Here is a 22,397-nt window from a genome sequence, read left to right on the forward strand (position 1 = left end):
TTTTATGGATAATACATAATTACGTAAAATATAAATTTGACGTAATTATGTATCAGAGTTAAAATATAGAAGTGAGGTGTTATTATGGTAAATCAGGAAAAACAAACAAATTTCAAAAAGCTGCAAGCCCTCCTTCATGAATTGCCCTGGTATGTTGAAGAATATATCAATCACAAATTACGTAAACTTTCTACGGTCTCGTTATTTAATTACTGTCATGATTATAAGATCTTCTTCAATTGGATGATTAGCGAACAATTATGGAACGGATCTGTTAAGGAAATTCCACTAGAACGTTTGGAGCAAATGACTGTTTTAGAGGTTGAAGGATTTTTAAACTTTCTTCATTATCAATTAAATAATAAGGAATTAACCGTTAATCGTAAGCTGTCAGCATTAAAATCACTGTTTAATTACCTGCAGAACATTGCTGAAACCTCGGATTTAAAGCCTTATATTAACCGCAATGTAATGGCGAAAATTGAATTTAATGAAGTGAAAGACAGCATGGAAACGAAGGCCAATAAAATGGAAGGCAAAATTCTGCTTGGGGATGAGTACGAAAAATTCCGCTTATTTGTGGCCAATGATTACGGTGAATTGAATAAAGAAAACAAAAAAATTCTTAACTTTTATCAATTAAATAAAGAACGTGATACAGCCATTGTCTCGTTAATCTTAGGGTCTGGGCTTCGTCTTTCCGAGTTAGTTGGGATTGATTTAGATGATATTGATTTTAGCAAGTATTGCGTAAGAGTGATTCGTAAAGGTAATAAAGAACAGTTCGTTTATTTCAGTCAAGTGGCGATGGCCGATTTGCAGGAATATCTAACAATTAGAACTGCTAAATACCAGGTGGATAAAAATAATAAAGCGCTATTCATATCAGCTCCAATTGGCCCTAAAGGTAAATCACGGAGACTTACGGCACGTTCAGTTGAAAAACTAATTGAGAAATATGCTGCTGCATTTGGTAAACCGTCATTATCCGTACATAAGCTGCGTCATTCATTTGCAACTAGATATCATGCTGAAATAAATGATGTACCAAAGTTAAGACGCCAGTTAGGCCATTCATCGATTCAAACGACGATGATCTATACGCACATTAAGAATGATGATTTAAAGATTGCGGTTGATAAAATGGATATGCCGAAGGAACAAATAGAATAATAGCTGCCATTGTTGTGGCAGTTTTTTTTATTAATTCAGTTTACATAATATAATTATAATAAACAAAATTTAATTTATCTCAAAATACAAGTATACTTAAGAAAGTGAGACAGAATAAAAAATTTTACTCTTTACCTATCTCATTTCTACAAATTTTAAGTAGATTTCTACAAAAAACATGACCTTTTCTACAAAAAACTAATCGTTTTCTACAATTAAAAAGATAAATTGAAATTACCCAACCCTATTCCCCGTCTAAAAAGTCATAAAAAAGCGTTCAAGAAGTCTATAGAATCCCTGAACGCCCTTCTCTACCCTACATTCTTTTTCGAATTCCTGCTAGTAAACTGACTATTATACAAATCTGCATAGAACCCGCCTTTTTCCAGCAGTTCCACATGAGTTCCTTTTTCTATCACACTTCCATTATTCATCACCAAGATTAAATCAGCATCACGAATCGTTGAAAGCCTGTGAGCAATAATAAAACTTGTGCGTCCCTGCATTAAGCGATTCATTGCTCGTTGAATTTGGATCTCAGTCCTAGTGTCAACGCTGCTGGTTGCTTCATCAAGGATTAAGATGGCTGGATTTGCGAGTATTGCCCTAGCAATCGTTAATAATTGCTTTTGACCTTGAGAAATGTTGGAGGCCTCTTCATTCAAAATAGTGTCATACCCTTCTGGAAGTGTTCGGATGAAATGATCGGCATTAGATGCTTTTGCTGCCGCTACAATCTCCTCCTCCGTCGCCCCCTCTCTTCCATAGGCAATATTGTCGCGAATCGTGCTGTTAAACAGCCATGTATCTTGCAGAACCATCCCAAATAAACTTCTAAGATGCTCCCGCTTTAAATCCCGAGTATCGATACCGTCTATTAAAATTTTACCGGAATTAATTTCATAAAAACGCATCAACAAGTTAATCAGCGTCGTTTTTCCTGCACCGGTTGGACCAACAATCGCCACCCTCTGCCCTGGCTTCACATCGATATTCATGTCACCGATTAATGGTTCATTTTCTTTATAGCCGAAAGAAACATGGTCGAATTTCACTTCACCTTTTGGCTCCAAAATCTCTTTCACCGCAATGGCTTCAGGTACTTCTTCGGCTTCATCCAATATTTCAAAAACACGCTCAGCACTGGCAATTGTCGATTGGATGACATTCGCAATCATCGCCGTTTGAGTGATTGGTTGAGCGAATTGGCGGGCATATTGGATAAACGCTTGAATATCACCAATTTCAATTGCCCTTTTTGTAACTAAAATACCACCTGCTACGGATACTAATACGTAGCCAATATTATTAATAAACGACATTAATGGCATGATCATACCGGATACAAATTGTGCCTTCCAGCCCGATTGGTAAAGCTGCTCGTTGATTTCCTCAAATTTTTCAATCGACTTTTTCTCATGGCCAAATACTTTGACCACTTTATGTCCGGTGTACATTTCTTCAACGTGCCCGTTAAGCTGGCCAAGTGATTTTTGCTGTCCTTTAAAAAAGGTTTGTGATTTTTTCGCAATACTGGCGGTGGCCACAAAGCTGAGCGGCAGCGTAACCACCACAATTAGTGTCATTAAAGGACTGATGGTAAGCATCATCACAATAACCCCAATTATTGTGACAACCGAGGTGATAAGCTGAGTCAAGCTTTGCTGCAGGGTCGTACTGATGTTATCAACATCATTGACCGCACGGCTAAGAATTTCACCGTGTGTCCGCGAATCAAAATACTTTAATGGCAAACGGTTAAGCTTATCTAACACTTCTTTACGAAGGTTATAAACGGTCTTTTGCGCTACTCCTGCCATTATATATTGCTGTATATATGAAAATATCGCACTTAAAATATACAATCCAATTAACAGTAGGATGATTTGACCGATGTAATCAAAGTTTATTTTTGCTCCAGGGACACCGCTTAGCTTTTTCATTAAACCTTCAAATAGTTTGGTGGTGGCTTTCCCCATAATCTTCGGACTGACAATTGCAAAGATAGTGCTTATGATTGCTGTAACCAATACAGCAAGAAGCTGAAATGTATGGGGTTTTAGGTAGCCAATTAATCGTTTTAGCGTTCCTTTAAAATCCTTTGCTTTTTGGACAGGCATTCCCATGCCGCCAGGTCCAAATCCGCGTCCTCCAGGCCCGAAACCCGGTCCCTGCCTTTGATTATTCGTCTCTTTACTCATGCGATTTCTTCCTCCGAAAGCTGTGACATCACAATCTCACGATATACAGAACTTGTTTCTAAAAGGTCTTTATGCTTCCCGATTCCGACAATTTCACCATTATCGAGGACAATTATTTGATCTGCATCCATAATCGTACTCACACGTTGAGCCACGATTAAAACGGTGGAATCGATGGTTTCTTCTTTTAATGCGGCACGCAGTTTTGCATCGGTTTTAAAATCCAATGCGGAGAAGCTATCATCAAAGATATAAATTTCCGGTTTACGAACCAGCGCCCTGGCAATGGATAAACGCTGTTTTTGACCACCGGAAACATTTGTTCCCCCTTGGGCGATAACGGCATCGTATGCACCCTCCATTGAGGAGATAAAATCCGAAGCTTGGGCGATTTCTGCCGCATATTGGACTTCTTCTTTCGAAGCAAGTTCCTTTCCATATCGAATGTTTTCCGCGATGGTACCTGTAAAAAGAACAGCTTGCTGCGGGACAAAACCAATTTTTGATCTAAGATTTTCTTGCGTCATTTCACGTACATCAATCCCGTCTACCAGGATTTTTCCACTATCCACATCATAAAAACGAGGAATCAAATTAATAAGAGTCGATTTACCAGAACCGGTTCCGCCAATAATGGCTGTCACTTCTCCTGGGTTCATCGAAAAAGAGATATTCGAGATGGCAGGCATCTCTGCACCTGGGTAGCTAAAGGTAACATTTTGAAACTCTACCTGACCTTTTTTGCTTTCAATTGATAACGGCTTAGATGGATCCGTAATATCAGCGGTTGTCTTAAGTACCTCGTTTATTCTAACAGCAGATACTGACGCTCTTGGGATCATGACGAACATCATTGATAACATGATGAACGAGAACATGATTTGCATCGCATACTGGATAAATGCCATCATATCCCCGACCTGCATATGACCATTGCTGATCCGTATGCCGCCAAACCAAATGATCGCGACGGAAGTAAGATTTAAGACAACCATCATAATTGGCATCATCGACGCCATAATTTTATTGACCTTAATAGCTGTTTGCGTTAAATCCCAATTGGCCTCATTAAAACGGTTTTTCTCATGCTGGATTCGGTTAAACGAACGAATGACACGAATCCCCGTTAGATTTTCTCTTAATACCCGATTTAGGTTATCAAGCTTTATCTGCATCGCTTTAAAAAGAGGAATACCCGTTTTTGCGATAATCACGATTGCCAATACGAGGACTGGCAGCGATACTGCAAGAACTAATGTTAATTTGGCATCTTTTGAATAAGCCATAATGATGCCGCCGATACACATCATTGGTGCCATTGCCATCATCCTGAGCATCATCACTAAAACCTGCTGCACTTGTGTTATATCATTGGTTGTTCTTGTGATCAAAGAGGCAGTTCCAAGTTTATCAAACTCATGCAAGGAAAAACCGCCGACATGAGAAAAGACTTTTGTACGAAGTAATTTTCCAAAGCCTGATGCAGCTTTTGCAGAAAAGAAGCTTGCGGTAATGGAACAAACCATTCCCCCTAAAGCAACTAAAAGCATATAACCGCCAATTTTCCAGATGTAGTCTGTATCTCCTTTGACAACACCTTTATCAACGATATCAGACATTAAGGTGGGTAAATAAAGCTCTGATATCGACTGTAGAAGGACTAGGCTTAAAACTAAAATAATCGATAATTGAAATGGCTTTAGGAATTTGCTCAATTTCAACAAGGTTCTTCCACTCCCTCTATTTAACGTCTTAGTTCATAAAAATATTTATGGACTTTGTTTAATAATTCCGCCAGCTTTTCACTGTCCTCTTCACCCAGGTAATCAACTAGACCCAGATATTTTTCAAAAAATGCCTTTCTAGCGTTCTCGGTTAGTTCTTTTCCCTTTGGAGTAAGTTTAATTCTTACGGCACGCCGATCTTCAGGATCGATCGTTCGTTCGACTAACCCTCCTTTGTCGAGGTTATTAATAATTTGGGTTACTGTCGGAGGGGTTACCTCTAATATTTGGCTAATTTCAGAAACCTTCATTTCTGATTCTTTCTTATTCGCCCCCTCATAAATAACAGCCAGTACCTTGTACTCGCTTGGATTATATCCGTTTATTTTTTTATCATGCCATCCCGTCTTTCTGAATTGAATAAACGATCTAAGTAGTTTTTGCACAGTGGGATTTTCACGTTCTGCCATAATCACACCTCTAATTTAATTTATATACCTAATAATTAGGTAGCCTAATTATATTCCTGCAAAACGGCATCGTCAATTTTAATTAATGATTTTTTAGATTAAATTTTGATTAGAATTCTTGCGCCTTTCATATAAAAAAAGACTCCCTTTTTAAAAGAGAGTCTTACATACAATTATTCACTTGGAGTCTCTGGTTTTTCTTCTTTCCAAACGGTTGTCACTTTTCCGTTTTCACCTTCATCAAGGATGAACGAACCGTTCGAGTAGCGATCACTAAATTTAATATCCGCTGTTTTTAACGTTTCAGTATATCCTTTATCCGTCTGAATATAAATTTCATCCTGATCATTTGCTGCGACAAATCCCATAATTCGATGCGGATTGGATTTAAGCTCTCGTAGGATTACCACTCCGCGTTTTGCGCGTGTAGCTTTTTCGAATTCTTTCAATTTCATTCGTTTCACAGAACCGCGTTGTGTCGCAACGACAACAGTTACACTACTGTCTGGGGTAATAATTTTACCGCCAACGACAAAGTCGCCATCCTTAAGGTTAATGCCCTTCACTCCAGCTGCACGCTGACCGACAATACTGATTTCTTCTTCATCAAACCAAAGGGCATAGCCATTATGGGTAATGATGAAAATTTGCTTGGTTCCGTCAGTTAAATGCACATCAACCACTTGGTCATCATCCTTCAGATTCACGCCAACAAGCGGTTTAGAGTAACGCTGAGCTTTATAGGCTCTAAGCTCGGTTTTCTTGACCATTCCATTCTTTGTCACAAAGACTAAGAAGGCATCTGCTTCGAAATCTTTTACCGGAATCGCCTGAATGATTTCTTCGTCCCGCTCAATCGGAATAATATTGGCAACATGCTGTCCAAGGTCCTTCCATCGGATATCAGGAAGCTCATGAACTGGGCAGAATAAATAGTTTCCTTTGTTGGTGAAGAGGAGCAGGACATCCTTCGTATTCATATCCAGCTGTGCCAGCAAACGATCGGTTTCTTTCATCGCAAAGTCCTGCCCGCCTGATGCTGCATAGGAGCGCTGGCTTGTCCGCTTTACATAACCATCTTTCGTAACTGTCACAATTACATCTTCACTGGCCACCATCACTTCAAGATTGATTTTAAGCTCTTCAATTTCTGCTTCAATTTTTGAACGACGTTCATCAGCAAAGCGCTTTTTCACGTCTTTTAATTCTTTTTTGATAACAGAATTGAGTTTTATCTTACTCGCTAGGATGCTTGTAAGCTCTTCAATTTTTTTCGCTAATTCCTCCGCTTCATTTCTTAGAGCGGTAATGTCCGTGTTGGTTAAGCGATAAAGCTGTAAAGAAACGATTGCCTCAGCCTGCAGCTCGGTAAAGCCGTACTTGGCGATTAAATTGTCTTTTGCATCACGTTTATCCTTCGATGCACGGATGGTCGCAATTACTTCATCAAGAATCGATAATGCTTTCATTAAGCCTTCGACAATATGCTGACGTTCCTTGGCTTTATTAAGGTCGAATTGTGTTCTTCTTGTCACAACTTCCTTTTGATGTTCAATATAAGCATCTAATAATTCTCGAAGACCCATCAATTTTGGACGCTTATTGTGAATGGCTACCATATTAAAATTATATGTTACTTGAAGATCACTATTTTTATATAAATAGTTCAAGACACCTTCTGCATCTACATCTTTTTTTAACTCAATAACAATTCTAAGACCAGTTCGGTCTGTTTCATCGCGGACCTCTGATATACCTTCTACTTTACGGTCCAGACGAAATTCATCCATTTTTTTGACGAGATTGGCTTTATTCACTTCATACGGAATTTCGGTAATCACGATTTGCTGTTTCCCGCCGCGTACCTCTTCAATCTCTGCTTTGCTGCGGACGATGATTTTGCCTTTACCAGTTTCATAGGCTTTTTTAATTCCATTTATCCCTTGGATAATACCGCCGGTAGGGAAATCTGGACCCTTGACGATCGTCATTAGTTCATCAACAGATGCATCGGGTTTATCCATTCTCATGATTACCCCATCAATGACTTCTCCTAAATGGTGTGGAGGGATATCCGTCGCATAACCAGCAGAAATTCCGGTCGATCCGTTAACAAGGAGGTTCGGGAACATTGCTGGTAATACAGTTGGTTCCGCAGATGTATCATCAAAGTTTGGGATAAAATCTACTGTTTGCTTATCAATATCACGCAATAACTCAGCAGCTATCGCGGAAAGACGGGCTTCAGTGTAACGCATTGCAGCAGGCGGATCACCGTCGACGCTTCCGTTATTTCCGTGCATTTGCACAAGAACATTTCTGACCTTCCAGTCCTGACTCATACGTACCATCGCGTCATATACAGAGGTATCACCGTGAGGGTGGTAATTACCGATAACGTTACCAACGGTTTTCGCTGATTTACGGAAGCCTTTTTCATGGGTGTTTCCTTCTACATGCATCGCGAATAAAATTCTTCGCTGTACTGGTTTTAAACCGTCTCTAGCATCCGGGAGGGCACGTTCCTGAATAATATACTTACTATATCTTCCGAAACGATCGCCTAGTACATCCTCAAGAGGTAAGTCGCGGAATTTTTCGTTTGCACTCATTCTTCAGCACCCTCCTCAACAACTGTAATATTTTCATTTTCTAAAATAGATTCATCTTCTTCCAATCCAAAAGCCACATTACTTTCAATCCATTTACGGCGTGGTTCTACTTTATCACCCATTAGAGTGGTAACACGGCGTTCTGCTCTTGCAGCATCATCAATTTTAACGCGAATAAGGGTACGTGTTTCAGGATCCATGGTCGTTTCCCATAGCTGATCTGCATTCATCTCACCAAGACCCTTATAGCGCTGAATCATATAACCTCTGCCAACCTTTTTCATGGCACCCTGTAATTCATCTTCATTCCATGCATATTCAATAATTTCTTTTTTACCAGTACCTTTACTCACCTTATATAGAGGCGGCAGGGCAATAAACACTTTTCCTGCTTCTACTAGCGCTCTCATATAGCGGTAGAAGAATGTTAACAGTAAGACTTGAATATGAGCACCGTCTGTATCGGCATCGGTCATAATGATAATTTTATCGTAATTGATATCTTCCACATTGAAATCAGACCCTACACCACCGCCAATTGCATGAATAATGGTATTGATCTCTTCGTTTTTGAATATATCCGCCAGCTTCGCTTTTTCGGTATTAATAACTTTACCTCTTAAAGGAAGGACGGCTTGAAAACGACGGTCACGGCCTTGTTTGGCAGAACCGCCAGCTGAGTCACCCTCTACAAGATAAAGCTCATTTTTTTGAGGATTCCTTGACTGGGCTGGTGTCAATTTACCAGATAATACGGCTTCCGAACGCTTCCGCTTTTTGCCGCTTCTTGCGTCCTCGCGGGCCTTTCTCGCTGCTTCCCGTGCTTGATAGGCTTTAATAGCTTTTTTGACAAGGAGAGAGCTAATATCAGGATTTTCCTCTAAAAGGTAGGAAAGCTGCTCCGAAACAACGGCATCTACAGCAGACCGTGCTTCGCTCGTACCCAGTTTTCCTTTCGTTTGCCCCTCAAATTGGAGCAGTTCTTCAGGAATCCTAACAGAGACAATAGCAGATAAGCCTTCGCGAATATCGGAACCGTCCAGGTTTTTATCTTTTTCTTTCAACAAACCAACCTTACGGGCATAATCGTTGAACACCCTTGTCATCGCAGTTTTAGCACCTGCTTCATGGGTCCCGCCATCCTTCGTGCGGACATTATTGACGAAAGATAAAACATTCTCCGAGTAGCCGTCGTTAAATTGGAAGGCAAATTCAACTTCGATTCCATTTTGTGTACCATCAAAGCTAGCAACAGGATGAAGAACATCCTTTTCTTCATTTAAATACTCAACAAATGCTTCGATTCCGTTTACGTAATGAAAAACTTCATGAAGGTCATTACGTTCATCACTGATTTCAATTTTGAGCCCTTTCAACAGGAAGGCTGATTCTCGTAACCTCTCACATAAGGTTTCAAAATTATAGGTTGTCGTCGAAAATATCGTGGGATCCGGCTTAAAATGAATCGTAGTTCCCGTTTGATTGGTTTTGCCGATTTTTTCAAGTGTAGTGATTGGCTTCCCGCCATGTTCAAATTTTTGTTCATAAACAAAACCGTCTCGCTTTATTGTTACAGTTAGGCGCTCCGATAATGCGTTGACGACTGATGCACCAACACCATGCAAACCGCCGCTAGTTTTATAACCGCCCTGGCCAAATTTTCCCCCTGCATGGAGAACTGTTAAGATGACCTCAGGTGTCGGTTTCCCCATTTTATGCATCCCAGTAGGCATACCGCGGCCTTTATCGATTACGCTGATTGAATTGTCTTTGTGTATTTTGACAATGATGTGATCACCAAATCCGCCCAGCGCTTCATCGACTGAATTGTCCACAATCTCATAGACGAGATGGTGAAGTCCCCGTGAATCGGTGCTGCCAATGTACATTCCTGGACGCTTTCTAACGGCTTCTAAACCTTCCAGAACCTGTATGGCGTCATCATTATAATCAAAAGCTTGCTGATTCCTTGCCACTAAAATACCCCTTTCATGCCTTACAAAAAGAAAAACATACTTCTCTAATTGCTATAATAAATCTTTGTTGAATAATGATTAATCCAATAATGTAATAAATTAGAACGAGTGTTTGCTACATAATTTTACCACAAGTTCTTGCGGCGTCTATGCTTTATTTTAGCGATTTATTTCGATTTGGCAAATAAGTATTTTAAAACTACATATTTTTGTCATCTGAATTTGGTTCCTTTTTGGTCGGAAAAAAGTAAAAAGCCGCATATTTTATAAGCAGCTTTTTGGTTAAAATTTAGTATTTTGTTAACGCGTGCTCAACCTTAATACACCGGTCCATAATAACAGTGTATCCTTTAGACTTTAGGAATTCATAGGCTTCTTCATTGACAAGCCCTTGCTGGGCCCAAAAAATCGGGGCGCCGATTCCATCGAATTCCTTCGCTACATCAAACAACTGTTCGGAGCGGCGGAACACATTTACAATGTCAACTGGACCTTCTACATCCTTCAATGACGCCATCGCTTTAACACCGAGTGCCTCGTCGATAGTAGGATTGACGGGAATGATTTCATAGCCTGCATTCTGCATAGCCGCAGAAACTAGATAAGAAGTACGGTCCGGATTATTACTTAATCCTACGACAGCAATTCTTTTTGCCTTTTTTAAAATATCCTTGATTTCATCACGGCTTGGATTTTCAATCGCCATTGGGATCCACTCCTTCATATATTTTCCCTTTAGTTTACCTTTTTCTAGCAAAAAAACATAATAAACTGTTCTCGCAGGAAAAACTTATTTAGATGGAGTGTTATTAGAAACGGATAGCTTTGGCAGTAATATACTAAATCGGGCGCCATGGCCAGTATTTTCTACCGTTATAGAGCCATTCATTTTCTCGACAATCAGTTTGGACATATGAAGTCCGAGGCCGGTGCCTTGTGGGCGCGTTGTAAAATATGGCTCAAATACTTCATGGATATGTGCTGGGTCAATCCCACCAGCATTATCGATGAAGTCAGCTTTAATGATGTTATTTGTTTCCGTTAATTTTATGATGATTTTTCGATTAGGAATTTCCTTATGTACAAAGGCATCTCGTGCGTTTGTTAAGATATTAAGCACGACCTGGCTGTATTCATTTGGTACTCCATAAGCCATTTGCTGACCCCTGTATTCAAATTGAACCACAATCCCATGGTTCTGAAGGCTTAAAGAAAAAATAGACAAAGCCTCTTCAATGGAATCACCAATAGAAAAGGTAGTTTTTTCTTTGTTAAATTTGTAAAATTTCCGAAAATCATTTATAGTCTCTGACATCTGTGTGATTTGACTCATGCTGTCCCTTGTGAATCGATCAAAGTATTTGTCGTTAATTTCCCCATATTCCAGGGCATCCTTTAAATCATGGATTAGGAGGGTTAAACTGTTTAAAGGCAGCCGCCACTGGTGGCCAATACTCGCTAACATTTCCCCCATTGCAGCAAGGCGCGATTGCTGAATTAACAGGTTCTCCTTTTGCTTGTTTGCTGCGGCAATCTCCTCAATCCGCTTCTCTAAATATCGATTTAATTTAATGGTTTCTTCATATTTTTCAAACAATGCCTGGTAGCTTAAATCCTTTTCCGTTTCCATGTTCATCACCCTCACTCCCTTATAAACATTTTTGGAATATAAAGATAAACCGACCATTTTTTTGTTCGATCTGGCCGGTTATTCTTCATTATGAATGGTTGTATATCTTAATTATATTGGGCGTTTCCATGGCTTTCAACGGATTAACAAATCGTTAGAAAATTCTCCATATATTTGTAATAAAATTGACTCTAATTGTTCTTACTTTAGAAAAAAACCGGCAAAAGCCGGTTTTAGTTGAGCCTTTATTTTTGAGTAATCGCTTTGCTCGAATCCAGATTTAATGCGGTCCAAGCAGTTGGATCGCCAAAATACCTTGACCAGGTACCAATGCCGGCAAGCTTATATTTAATGGCTAAATTAGCTCGCTTTTGTAAGGACTGTACATCCTCAATCCAAATTTTATAGGTGGCTTTTTCAGCTTCTGAATAATATTCTGCATAATTTTGACCGCTTTCTTCATCGTACGAGGGCTGTAATCTCTTTTCAGTGACCCATGTTTTTACTTTATCCATTGCTAGTGCCTCAGCAGTTAGTTCCATCGTTCCATCTAGCTTCGTTTGTTCCTTCCAAAGTCTCGCATATAACGGAACACCAAGGACTAACTTTTCATTTGGAACCTCTGTCAGCAGTTTCTCTAGATTGCTTTCGACCCATGGAAGGCTAGCTACACTTCCAGCACTAGTGGAAGCACCTGTGTGTTCATCATAGGCCATCACGATTAAATAATCAGCAATATGAGCGAGTTTCGTTCTTTCATAGAAGGATGACCAGTTGTTATTTTCACCGGCCGAAAAGGTAATATCCATAGAAACGATCAACCCAGCTTCATGCAAGTATGGTGCTGCTTCCCTTATAAACTGGGTCACGAGCGGACCATCCTTTGGATTTACATTTTCAATATCAAAATTAAGTCCTTGTAATTGATACATCTGGCTATATTGCAGCAATTGGCGAATGATCTTTTGCCTTGTTTCATAGTCTTTAAATGCTTCGCCTGTGAGTTTTGGATCAAAGGCATTAGAAAACACTCCCCAAACTTGATAGCCTTTCCCATGCGCCCATTTGCTATAGTCAAGAGAAGCAAGATTTTTTATCGTTCCATCACTTCCGGCAAGTGAGAACCAAGTTGGTGATACCACATTAACGCCAGTCATGTCAGGAATTTTTGCTGAATCAGGATTTTTCTTATAAACTGCTTCCCACGTTAATTGAATCGGTCCATTCAATTTAGGCAGCTGAAAGGTCTTACTTTCATGGTCTATTGTGATTCTCTCTGTTTTCCCCTTCTGGACGTATTCTTTTTTGATATATCCACTAATGCCGTTGGTTTTCCTGACAAGATAGAAATCTTCCTTTTCCCCCTCAATAATCACAGCTTCCTGTTTTTTCATATCTGCCGTGTAGGGTGATCGCCATGTAGGCTTAGTACGGAGTCTTAGCTTTTCTTCATTAACGTCTTTTTCTATTAATCTTGCAGTCTCGTATTTCTCACCATCGCGCTGTACCCAAATGGCTTCACTTTCCGGTAATTGCTTGTATTTTATGGGAAAGAATGAAAGGATCGAATCAATGGCAACGAAAATTTTTCCGTCCTTCGATAGAATTGGTGACAGCTGTAAGGTAACTCCTTTCTGATTGACAAAATAGGTTAATGAATCTGTAGGCATCTGGACAACTTTGTCCTTTGTAGTAATAATGACAGATTTTGATTTTTGATCATAAAGGATGGATGGATCAATTTGTTCTTGTAAAAATGTTAGCGGGACAAACACAGTATTCCCTTCAATAATGCCATTTCCCTGCAGGTTCCCATTATACAGAATCGGATTTTTCCCTTTAAAATAAGTAGTTTTCTCTTTCGAGGCAAAAGGATAGAAAAATAGAAAAATCGATGAAATGATAAGCAATCCTGCCCCTATCAATCCGCCGATGATTAATTTCGGTGAAATTGTGTTTGTCTTATGATATTCAATGCGTGCCATGAAATATTTCCTCCTTGATTCTATCGTAAGGTATCCTTTGGGTAATGAGAAGGTATTTTTCTTTATTAGGTAATTTTTCATGTTTATATCCAAGCTGCATAGTGTTTTTTCAGAAATACATGGTAAAATAGAAGAACTGGATCTTTTATAGAAGGAGAAATTATCAATGGTTCAAATTATTTTAGTCTTGATCCTGGCTTATTTGCTCGGCTCTATCCCCTCAGGCTTAATTATCGGAAAAGTGTTTTATAAAACGGATATCCGTCAGCATGGAAGCGGGAATTTAGGAGGTACCAATACCTTTCGAACCCTAGGGGTAAAAGCAGGGTTAGTCGTTACCCTCGCTGATATATTGAAAGGAACGTTAGCAGCTGCGTTGCCGCATTTATTTCATCTTGACATAAATCCTCTACTGGCTGGAGGTTTCGCTCTTATCGGACACACGTATCCCATCTTTGCCGGGTTTCGCGGTGGGAAAGCAGTTGCCACTTCTGCCGGTGTAATTCTGTATTGCGCACCATGGATGTTTGTGGCGGTCCTAATTGCTTTCTTTATTAGCCTATACATAACGAAATATGTTTCACTATCTTCGATGATTGCAGGAATTATTGCGATTCTTTTTACATTAATATCAGGGTTTACTCGAGAATGGGACATCCCCTTACTAATTGCGGTAATATTAATAGTAACCTTTGTCATTTATCGGCACAGGGCAAACATTAAAAGAATTATCAATAAAACAGAACCGAAAATTAAATGGCTCTAAAGGAACTGAACGGTCCTTTAGGGCTTTTTTTCATAGAATTTTCATAATTATTCCATGCAGCCCGTATGATTTAAGGTAAAATAAAGTTATATAACAGTGACCTTTTGGGGGTGTTTTGGATGCAAAGAGTAAAGAAAGACTATCATTTTTCAACCGTAGTATCAGACAGTAATGATGAGAATGAATTTATTGTTGAATTTTCTCCTTCTCAACCCGCCGATACCACTCAACCAAAGGTAACAAAAGATTTTGATGAATTAATTGAGTTCCTTCTGGAAATAGACCAAAATGAATAATCATTGAAAAAGCGGGGCCGCCATTAGCTGTACCTCCGCTTTTCTTTATTTCCGCAGCATTATTTTAATATTTACCTGAAATGTTATATAGTAATATTAAGAAAACTAACATTAATAGGAGTACATATGAAAAAAAGAGTCATTGTACAGTCTTTTATTATTATATCTATTTGTATTTTTGGAACCGCTTACTTCCTCCTTCAGCAAAAAAATACGGACAAAAAAGAAAATAATCACTCTTTCCAGAAGCATAAACAGCGGCTCTCCTTGATTGAAAATCGAGAAATGGAGGAAAAGATGACGCTTGGTGCCATTGGGGATATCCTAATCCACAATCACGTTTATCAAGATGCTTTTAATGGGGCTTCCTATAATTTCGTTCCGATGTTTGAAAATGTAAAGACGTTATTGGAAAATCCTGATATCCTTACGGCAAATCAAGAAAGTATGTTAGGAGGAACAGAGATCGGGCTATCAGGCTATCCAATGTTTAATAGTCCCCATGAGGTTGCCGATGCCCTTGTTTCAACGGGAGTCGATATTGTTTCAACGGCTAATAATCATACACTCGATAAAGGCGAAAATGGAATTCAGTCCGAAACTGCTTATTTGAATTCGATCGGTCTACCTCATGTTGGAAGCTTCCTTGATGAAAAGGATCGCCAAAAATTAAGGATTGTCAATAAAAATGGCATTAAGCTTGCCTTCCTTGCCTATACATATGGAACGAACGGCATCCCTGTTCCAAAAGGAAAGGATTTTCTCGTCAACCTTATCAATCGAGAAGTGATGAAGGAAGAAATTCACCGGGCTAGAAAAGAAGCGGATGTTGTGGTGATGAGCATCCATTGGGGAAATGAATACCAGCGAATCCCGACGAAAGAACAAAAGGAATTAGCTCAATTTCTAGCCAATGAAGGTGTTGATATCATCTTTGGATCCCATCCCCATGTCCTTCAGCCGATGGATTGGATTGAAACGAGCGATGGCAGAAAAACATTCATTGTATATTCCTTAGGTAACTTTATCTCCGCCCAGCACGGTGATTACAAAGATATTGGCGGTTTAGCAACCATTGATATATTCAAACACATTTCCGCCAAAGGAAATTCGATAGAGCTTTCAAATCCTGTTTTTTATCCAACCTATGTGACGAGTCAGAAAAATCATCATTTTCGTGTCGTACCATTAGAAAAAGCAGGCGGGTTTGGACTGCAAAATGCGGAAGCAAAATACAAGGAAATCCAATCCCACATGGTTCAGTGGCTCCGATAACCTGGGATTATTTATAAATCTTATCGTTATGCTCATAAAGAGTTATCATTTATAATAAAAGATAGGAAAAATGGAAAGGAGACCGCATGAATATACACATTTCAAAAGAGGCAGCAGCGTGGTATATAGAAGAACTCAATCTTAATAATGGTGACTTTGTCCGCTTTTTTGTAAGGTATGGCGGATGCAGTACCGTTCAAAGTGGATTTTCTCTCGGCGTTTCGACCGAGGAGCCTGTTGATATCGGTGCAGCCGCAAATTTAGAGGGGATTACTTTTTATATTGAAGAAAAAGATTTGTGGTATTTTGATAATCATGATTTAGTTATTAACTATCATTCTGATTATGAGGAACCCGTCTTTGAATATAAAAAAATGGATTAAAAGAATAAGCACAGTTGATGAATCCTTATTTCTCAACTGTGCCGTTCATCCATATATGCCTAGTTAAACCTTCCTGCTTAAGAATCTCTTGCTGGCGAGGGCCAATTAAATCAAAATGAGAATAGCCGTCGATTCGGTGATGAATCCACTCTTTCTTCAAACCGTATTTAATCCCCCATTCTGCCAATCTTTCAAGATCCGAACAGCCCACCTTGGTTACAGTCTTACAACCAGGGAAACGGTCATCCAGCCAGTAATGAGTTAAGAATGCAATTTCCCCGTTATCGATTTTCCTTTTCCATTCGATTAACTCTCGCCTTTTTATGCCAAAAGCCAATTATTTCACCCCGATGCTTCAATCTTTTTTCTTAATTTCCTCATACTTTAAATACCATTCAGGAAATGTCTTTTTAAAAGAAGTTGGTCTGAAATTATCTTTTCTAACAATAATATGGGTTGATTTACCCTCGGCACATACTTCTTCGTCCCCGTTGAAAATGGTATAACCATAGATGGTCTTAATTCCATCATTCAGTTCAACCCATGTTTTGACGAAAGCTTTATCACCATATCTTAAAGGCTTTTTGTAGGTGATTTGAATATCATAGACGGGAGCGTAATAGCCTGCTTCTTCCATCGAAAGATAACTATAACCAATATCTTCAATAAAGCCTGTTCGGCCTAACTCAAAAAATTTTAAATAATTCGCATGATAAATGACACCCATCATATCGGTATCTGCGTAGTAAAGCTGAATTTCTCTATGAGAAACAAAATAATTATCCACAAAAATGTTCCTTTCTTTTTTCGTTTATTTACATTTCATCAATGCGTTAATAACATCGTCCATATCCAGAAATAATGACATTTCAAGGAGATTTGTTTCCTGCCCTGTCATTAATCGAGCAGCCTGTGCTTGAATGATTTCATCGACTAAATTGGTTGCAAAGCGGCCATTCCCTTTGAAAGTTTCAGCTTCGAACGATTCACGCAGCAACGTACTTGCTTCTTTTGTCAATTGATATTGGAATCGTCCAGCATAGGCTTCCATAATGGACAGCATCTCTTCCGTAGAATAATCAGGGAAGAAAAAGAACTTTTTAAACCTTGAACGCAGCCCGGGATTACTTTCTAGTAATTCGTCCATTTCGTTTGGATATCCTGCCAGCACGACAACCAAATTTTCATTATGCTTTGTCATTTCATCGACAAGGGTATCAATGACCTCTTTCCCGAAATCAGCGGTTGTGTGGGCAAGTAGTGAATAGGCCTCATCGATAAACAGAACACCCCCTAGGGCTTGCCTGATCAGTTTCTTTGTTTTCCCAGCTGTCTGCCCCACATAGCCTGCCACAAAATCGGCGCGGCTGGCGACAATCAGATGCCCCCTCTTTAAAATGCCACACTCTCTCAGCATTTCAGCATATAGTTTGGCAACCGTTGTTTTACCTGTCCCCGGATTTCCTGTGAAAACAGCATGAAGCTGAATCGGTACTGTTGGCAGTCCTTGATTCCGTCTAAACTGCTGCATTTTTACAAAAGAAATCAGTGCATGCATTTCATTTTTGATGGAATTTAAACCAATTAACCTGTTTAATTGGTCCTTTGGTGAATCCACTGTTTTCGGTTTTTCAATCAGGAAATCTTCCTTATTTAACATCATATAATCCATGAATTCATCTTTGTTAACCTGCTTTTCTGAGCCTTTTTTAAAAATAGCATCCATAACAATGTTCTTAACGGTTCTAGCATTTCCGAAAGTGTCATCCACCCGCTCCATATCCAATCGGTTAACAATTTCGATTTTCGCTTCTTCTGTCATAAAATAATCATTCTCTGAAGCAATTTGTTCAGCAATCATCACTAATTCATCGTTGGAGTAATTAGGGAGTTGAATGAAATTAGATTGCGGAAAGCGGCTTCGTAAACCTGGATTTGTATCTAAAAAAGATCGCATTTCTTCCGGATATCCGGCTAATATGACGGCGAACTTTCCTCCGTATTCCGAACTCGTCATCATCGAAACAAGAGTATCTACAGCCGCCTGGCCATAGTCATTTCCTGATTGGCCTTCCCGTTTAAGGCTGTAGGCTTCATCAATGAACAGCACTCCACCAATAGAGCGTTCAACGACTGCTTTAACATTTTCTTCGGTCTGACCGACAAAGGCCCCTACCAATTGTGCTCGATTCGTCTCGACCACTTCTTCATGAGGAAGCACACCTAATTCGTGATAAATTTTAGCCAGCAGGCGGGCAAGTGTTGTTTTCCCGGTGCCTGGATTCCCGGTCAAGATCATATTAAGGCTTAGATCATCTTTTATTTGGAAACCGATTTCCTTGCGGGTCTTTTGATACTTGATAAATCGATAAAAATCGTTGACCCGTTTTTTTACCTGCTCCATTCCAATCATTGTGTTCAACTGGTCCAAAGCAGTGTCAAAAGTTTCTTCGATGGCCTCTTCTTCTTGAAAATGACTTTGCCACTGCTGCTTAAGATCTTCGACAGCTGCTAAATGGGATTTTAAATCATCATAAAAGGTGGAGGTGTGAAACACTCCAGTAATGGATTGGTCATATTCTTCTGCTGCCTTTAACAAACTGACGGTTTCGGTTATAGCAGAGGAAAGCAACTCGAAAAGCATTTGGTACTTTGCGATAATAGTATGGTCCCTCAGTCCAGTCGTAAGGTTCCTTTCCTTTTCCAATTCACTTAAGGAATCGTCAGCCTCTGATAAAAATCGTTGGCAAATTTGTATGTATTCTTCAGCGGTTTTCTTTTTAGCTGTGCGGTTATCTGTTTCCCTGATCGATGGAAAAGAAAGCTGTGTCAATACATCCTTCCATTTTTTCCAATCAGACTGAAGCAAATATTCCTTTGCTTCTTGATTATGTGGATTTAACTCCAACGCTTTGTCCAACCAAAAATCGGCCAATGAATCCTTTTTATTCCGCGCTTTTCGTGAAATCGCTGCAAGGGTTAAAAGCTTCGAACGTGTTAGCGGATTTTTTTCCTTCCCTAACAAACTCATCAACAGGTTTTCATCAGATATAAAACCATTTTGGTCTAATTCTTTTTCCCAACGGATAATGTGCTGTTGTGTAATTACCTGGTTGTTAATTTGTTGATTCAATATCATCACTTCTTTATAAAAAATTCCCTTTTATCTTACCATAATACAAGTCCTGAACCTAAAAAAAGGATCCGTCCTGTTCGACTAGATCCTTTACCCATTTAACTCTAAATTTTTTCAGGTTTCATCCTGTATTTCTGCTCTGAATGATTCAACACTCTCGCGTCTGCGCTCATTTTTTGCTTCGATTTGCTGGCGTTGTTGTTCACTATCCGTAAAAGAAAGGGATTGCTCTGCTTTTTGAATATTGTCCTGAGTATTTTGAATCATGGCCTGCAGCTTTTCAGCATTATCGCTGCGATCATCCGGTTTTGGCTTGTTATTGTATTCCATCGATAAATCCTCCTTGATATAGAAATGGTACAGATATAGTTTGTATCGGAGGTCAAAAAATATGTGAGGAATTTAAACAAAAAAGACCCATTGGCTAAAGCCTAGGGTCTTATATCCAATAAAAATTATTCACCTTTTGTTTGAATTACCTGTGCATGCTTGCCAGATGTATCATTCATTTTGTTTCCTTTATTTCCACTAATTCCTTTTGGTTGTGTCCCTAGATGGTCTGGGGCGAAACGTTTTGTTTTATAGCCTTTAGTCATAGTCATAATCCCTCCTTGATTATATTTTGTCCATAAGGATTACAAACCATGATTGGCAAACATTGTGATTACTCTGCTTTACCGAGGCGTTTTTCTTCTAAACGTTGTTCGATTTTTTCCATTGCAGCATGGTCTTTCAAAAGTTGGGATTTATTTTCTGATACTAGTTCTGCGAATGAGCGTTTTCTAGGCTTTCTCATTTCTATCACCTTCCTTATATCCTATTGTAACAGTTATTATTCCCTGAAACGGTTGAAATTATTACAACTTTTTGAAAATTTATATAAGATAAAAAAAACGCTGGTATCATACCAACGTCTTTCCATTACTTTAATCTACTTGCATTATCTTTCATGATATCAAGAGTCATGGCTCCGGTAAATTTATACTGAATGATGCCTTTACTATCTATAAAATAAGTAGTTGGGATCGATAAAATTTGGTAAGCTTCATTTACTTTATCCTCTGCATCAAGAAGGATTGGGAAGGTGATCTTGTTTTCATCCACAAATTTCTGGACTTCCAATTGCGGGTCTATGTTGACAGCCAAAATGACAAGATCTTTATCCTTTTCTTTGTAAAACTGCTCCATTTCAGGCATTTCCGCTTTACATGGCGGGCACCATGTTGCCCAAAAGTTCAGCATAACTTTCTTCCCTTTTAAGTTCGATAGCTTGACTGTTTCACCAGTCAATGTTTTTAATTCAAAATCAGGTGCCTTTGCCCCGATGGCTAAGCCTTCCTTATTCACTGATGCAGTACTTGCGGTATCGGGTTGTTCTGTCTTTTTCTCCATAGCCTGTACAATTGCTACAGTAAGTAATGAGATCAAAACCACAGCAGCAATGACTTTTTTCATCATACCCGACTCCCTCCTTTATCCAATCATATTTGCTACCATTTTACACTATTATCCCTATTGAAACAAAGATTGGTTATGCCGATTCTGTGAACAATGGTTCTCTACTTTATAAAAAGTTTTGGAAGCTCTTCTTGGTAATTCCCTTTTAGTATTCCCTTTTCTGTAATGATCGCTGACACCAATTCATGTGGAGTGACATCGAACGCCGGATTGAAAACCTTCACACCTTCTGGGGCCGTTCTTTTCCCGAACCCTTCGGTAATTTCCGAGGCCTCCCTTTCTTCAATAGGGATATCTGCACCTGTTTTCGTATCCAAGTCGATGGTTGAGGTTGGAGCAGCAACAAAGAAAGGAATATCATGAGCTTTGGCGAGTAATGCCACACCATAGGTTCCAATTTTATTGGCTACGTCTCCATTGGCAGCCACACGGTCACATCCAACAATAACAGCCTGAACCCAGCCTTTTTGCATCACCATAGCGGCCATACTGTCCGTAATCAAGGTGACATCGATTCCTGCTTGCATCAGCTCCCATGCTGTCAAACGGGCTCCTTGCAATAATGGTCTTGTTTCATCCGCATACACTTTGATATCCCAGCCATTTTCTTGCGCCAAATAAAGCGGCGCAAGAGCTGTTCCGTACCTGGCTGTTGCAATACCGCCAGCATTACAATGTGTTAGAATTCCCATACCATCATGAAGAAGTGTTAAAGCATGCTCGCCAATAGATCGGCAAACCTCTTCATCTTCTGTGCGGATTAAATGGGCTTCATTTTCAAGTGCTTCTTTAATTCGGGCAATGGGTTGGTCTTTTTCTTTTTTGGCACGGTCATCCATTCTTTTTAAAGCCCAAAATAAATTGACTGCTGTTGGCCGGGATGTCGCTAAATAGTCAGCTTGCTTTTTAAATACAGAGTAAAATTCGTCATAGGAATTTTCTGGTGCATCTTTTATGCCAAGCAATAATCCATAGGCCGCAGCAATCCCGATTGCCGGTGCGCCGCGAACCTTTAATTGTTTTATTGCCTCCCAGGCATCTTCAATTTTCGTGATTTCTAGAAACTCAGTGATCTCTGGAATTTTTGTTTGATCTAATATGTTTAATATTCCGTTTTCGTAATAAACAGATTGTAAAAATGAGCTTTCCACTTAAAAATCATCTCCACTTCTATATGTATAAGTCTGCATCTAAAGTTGAATTTTCTTACATACCATAGATATTGTAACAATAACTTGAGGAGATGCAATATTTTTAGTTTTTAGTTATGGCCGTTTCGTTTTTGTTTCTTTTATTTTCTGAAAATTGGTAA

Annotated in this window: 21 protein-coding genes; 5 read left to right on the forward strand and 16 right to left on the reverse strand. The window is 39.3% G+C overall.

Annotated elements, in window-relative coordinates:
- The first annotated feature begins 84 nt into the window (after positions 1–84).
- Positions 85–1,173: a tyrosine recombinase XerS gene (gene xerS, locus LC455_RS08705; RefSeq protein WP_223589952.1), complete on the forward strand. Its 1,089-nt coding sequence runs from the start codon at positions 85–87 to the stop codon at positions 1,171–1,173.
- Positions 1,174–1,484: 311 nt separating this feature from the next.
- On the opposite strand, the gene LC455_RS08710 is transcribed toward xerS, so the two are convergent.
- The 8 genes from LC455_RS08710 to LC455_RS08745 form a co-directional block, all read right to left on the reverse strand.
- Positions 1,485–3,374 carry an ABC transporter ATP-binding protein gene (locus LC455_RS08710; RefSeq protein WP_223589954.1) on the reverse strand — a complete coding sequence of 630 codons (1,890 nt, stop codon included), beginning with the start codon at positions 3,372–3,374 and terminating at the stop codon, positions 1,485–1,487.
- The gene (locus tag LC455_RS08715; protein WP_223589956.1) at positions 3,371–5,098 is read right to left on the reverse strand and encodes an ABC transporter ATP-binding protein; all 1,728 of its coding nucleotides are present in this window, start codon (positions 5,096–5,098) and stop codon (positions 3,371–3,373) included. Before LC455_RS08715 ends, LC455_RS08710 begins: the two co-directional genes overlap by 4 nt.
- A 20-nt stretch (positions 5,099–5,118) precedes the next feature.
- Positions 5,119–5,568, reverse strand: coding sequence for a MarR family winged helix-turn-helix transcriptional regulator (locus tag LC455_RS08720; RefSeq protein ID WP_223589957.1), 450 nt, complete (start codon positions 5,566–5,568; stop codon positions 5,119–5,121).
- A gap of 173 nt (positions 5,569–5,741) precedes the next feature.
- Positions 5,742–8,180, reverse strand: coding sequence for a DNA topoisomerase IV subunit A (parC, locus tag LC455_RS08725; protein WP_223589958.1), 2,439 nt, complete (start codon positions 8,178–8,180; stop codon positions 5,742–5,744).
- Positions 8,177–10,156 (reverse strand): DNA topoisomerase IV subunit B, encoded by a 1,980-nt coding sequence (gene parE, locus LC455_RS08730; protein ID WP_223589959.1) that lies wholly within the window; start codon positions 10,154–10,156, stop codon positions 8,177–8,179. The genes parC and parE overlap by 4 nt, the downstream gene beginning before the upstream one ends.
- Positions 10,157–10,445: 289 nt before the next feature.
- The gene (locus tag LC455_RS08735) at positions 10,446–10,862 is read right to left on the reverse strand and encodes a CoA-binding protein (protein ID WP_223590892.1); all 417 of its coding nucleotides are present in this window, start codon (positions 10,860–10,862) and stop codon (positions 10,446–10,448) included.
- 84 nt (positions 10,863–10,946) lie between these two features.
- Entirely contained in the window at positions 10,947–11,792 is an 846-nt protein-coding gene (locus LC455_RS08740) for a sensor histidine kinase (RefSeq protein ID WP_223589960.1), read from the reverse strand.
- 239 nt (positions 11,793–12,031) lie between these two features.
- Complete coding sequence (locus LC455_RS08745) at positions 12,032–13,771, reverse strand: glycosyl hydrolase family 18 protein (protein WP_223589961.1); 1,740 nt, start codon at positions 13,769–13,771, stop codon at positions 12,032–12,034.
- Positions 13,772–13,937: 166 nt separating this feature from the next.
- Between LC455_RS08745 and plsY the strand changes: the two genes are divergently transcribed.
- The 4 genes from plsY to LC455_RS08765 all read left to right on the forward strand — a co-directional run bounded on the left by plsY (position 13,938) and on the right by LC455_RS08765 (position 16,491).
- Positions 13,938–14,537 (forward strand): glycerol-3-phosphate 1-O-acyltransferase PlsY, encoded by a 600-nt coding sequence (gene plsY / locus LC455_RS08750; RefSeq protein WP_223589962.1) that lies wholly within the window; start codon positions 13,938–13,940, stop codon positions 14,535–14,537.
- A 119-nt stretch (positions 14,538–14,656) separates the two neighbouring features.
- Entirely contained in the window at positions 14,657–14,833 is a 177-nt protein-coding gene (locus LC455_RS08755) for a hypothetical protein (RefSeq protein ID WP_223589964.1), read from the forward strand.
- Positions 14,834–14,959: 126 nt separating this feature from the next.
- A complete protein-coding gene (locus LC455_RS08760; RefSeq protein ID WP_223589966.1) occupies positions 14,960–16,108 on the forward strand; it encodes a CapA family protein in 1,149 nt (382 codons plus the stop codon).
- Positions 16,109–16,194: 86 nt separating this feature from the next.
- Complete coding sequence (locus tag LC455_RS08765; RefSeq protein WP_223589967.1) at positions 16,195–16,491, forward strand: HesB/YadR/YfhF family protein; 297 nt, start codon at positions 16,195–16,197, stop codon at positions 16,489–16,491.
- A gap of 25 nt (positions 16,492–16,516) precedes the next feature.
- On the opposite strand, the gene LC455_RS08770 is transcribed toward LC455_RS08765, so the two are convergent.
- From LC455_RS08770 to mtnA, 8 genes are all read right to left on the reverse strand, one after another.
- Positions 16,517–16,828 (reverse strand): hypothetical protein, encoded by a 312-nt coding sequence (locus LC455_RS08770; RefSeq protein ID WP_223589969.1) that lies wholly within the window; start codon positions 16,826–16,828, stop codon positions 16,517–16,519.
- Positions 16,829–16,846: 18 nt separating this feature from the next.
- Positions 16,847–17,278 (reverse strand): acyl-CoA thioesterase, encoded by a 432-nt coding sequence (locus tag LC455_RS08775; RefSeq protein WP_223589970.1) that lies wholly within the window; start codon positions 17,276–17,278, stop codon positions 16,847–16,849.
- A gap of 24 nt (positions 17,279–17,302) precedes the next feature.
- Positions 17,303–19,630, reverse strand: coding sequence for an AAA family ATPase (locus LC455_RS08780; protein WP_223590894.1), 2,328 nt, complete (start codon positions 19,628–19,630; stop codon positions 17,303–17,305).
- 111 nt (positions 19,631–19,741) lie between these two features.
- Positions 19,742–19,957 (reverse strand): small acid-soluble spore protein Tlp, encoded by a 216-nt coding sequence (tlp, locus tag LC455_RS08785; protein ID WP_223589972.1) that lies wholly within the window; start codon positions 19,955–19,957, stop codon positions 19,742–19,744.
- A gap of 125 nt (positions 19,958–20,082) precedes the next feature.
- Complete coding sequence (locus tag LC455_RS08790; RefSeq protein ID WP_420491684.1) at positions 20,083–20,223, reverse strand: acid-soluble spore protein N; 141 nt, start codon at positions 20,221–20,223, stop codon at positions 20,083–20,085.
- Between the two features lie 68 nt (positions 20,224–20,291).
- A complete protein-coding gene (locus tag LC455_RS08795) occupies positions 20,292–20,423 on the reverse strand; it encodes an FbpB family small basic protein (protein WP_223589976.1) in 132 nt (43 codons plus the stop codon).
- Between the two features lie 125 nt (positions 20,424–20,548).
- A complete protein-coding gene (locus LC455_RS08800; protein WP_223589978.1) occupies positions 20,549–21,085 on the reverse strand; it encodes a peroxiredoxin family protein in 537 nt (178 codons plus the stop codon).
- Positions 21,086–21,186: 101 nt separating this feature from the next.
- Positions 21,187–22,236, reverse strand: a complete 1,050-nt coding sequence (gene mtnA / locus LC455_RS08805) for an S-methyl-5-thioribose-1-phosphate isomerase (RefSeq protein ID WP_223589980.1) — start codon at positions 22,234–22,236, stop codon at positions 21,187–21,189.
- Between the last annotated feature and the right edge of the window lie 161 nt (positions 22,237–22,397).

This window comes from Neobacillus bataviensis (assembly GCF_019969725.1).

Excerpts from the sequence above, each read along its gene's own strand:
- LC455_RS08780 (WP_223590894.1), bottom strand. The coding sequence starts at position 19,630 with ATGATATTGAATCAACAAATTAACAACCAGGTAATTACACAACAGCAC.
- LC455_RS08765 (WP_223589967.1), top strand. The coding sequence starts at position 16,195 with ATGAATATACACATTTCAAAAGAGGCAGCAGCGTGGTATATAGAAGAA.
- LC455_RS08740 (WP_223589960.1), bottom strand. The coding sequence starts at position 11,792 with ATGAACATGGAAACGGAAAAGGATTTAAGCTACCAGGCATTGTTTGAA.
- LC455_RS08790 (WP_420491684.1), bottom strand. The coding sequence starts at position 20,223 with ATGACTAAAGGCTATAAAACAAAACGTTTCGCCCCAGACCATCTAGGG.
- plsY (WP_223589962.1), top strand. The coding sequence starts at position 13,938 with ATGGTTCAAATTATTTTAGTCTTGATCCTGGCTTATTTGCTCGGCTCT.
- LC455_RS08735 (WP_223590892.1), bottom strand. The coding sequence starts at position 10,862 with ATGGCGATTGAAAATCCAAGCCGTGATGAAATCAAGGATATTTTAAAA.
- LC455_RS08800 (WP_223589978.1), bottom strand. The coding sequence starts at position 21,085 with ATGATGAAAAAAGTCATTGCTGCTGTGGTTTTGATCTCATTACTTACT.
- xerS (WP_223589952.1), top strand. The coding sequence starts at position 85 with ATGGTAAATCAGGAAAAACAAACAAATTTCAAAAAGCTGCAAGCCCTC.
- LC455_RS08755 (WP_223589964.1), top strand. The coding sequence starts at position 14,657 with ATGCAAAGAGTAAAGAAAGACTATCATTTTTCAACCGTAGTATCAGAC.
- tlp (WP_223589972.1), bottom strand. The coding sequence starts at position 19,957 with ATGGAATACAATAACAAGCCAAAACCGGATGATCGCAGCGATAATGCT.
- LC455_RS08745 (WP_223589961.1), bottom strand. The coding sequence starts at position 13,771 with ATGGCACGCATTGAATATCATAAGACAAACACAATTTCACCGAAATTA.
- LC455_RS08720 (WP_223589957.1), bottom strand. The coding sequence starts at position 5,568 with ATGGCAGAACGTGAAAATCCCACTGTGCAAAAACTACTTAGATCGTTT.
- LC455_RS08795 (WP_223589976.1), bottom strand. The coding sequence starts at position 20,423 with ATGAGAAAGCCTAGAAAACGCTCATTCGCAGAACTAGTATCAGAAAAT.
- LC455_RS08710 (WP_223589954.1), bottom strand. The coding sequence starts at position 3,374 with ATGAGTAAAGAGACGAATAATCAAAGGCAGGGACCGGGTTTCGGGCCT.
- LC455_RS08760 (WP_223589966.1), top strand. The coding sequence starts at position 14,960 with ATGAAAAAAAGAGTCATTGTACAGTCTTTTATTATTATATCTATTTGT.
- parC (WP_223589958.1), bottom strand. The coding sequence starts at position 8,180 with ATGAGTGCAAACGAAAAATTCCGCGACTTACCTCTTGAGGATGTACTA.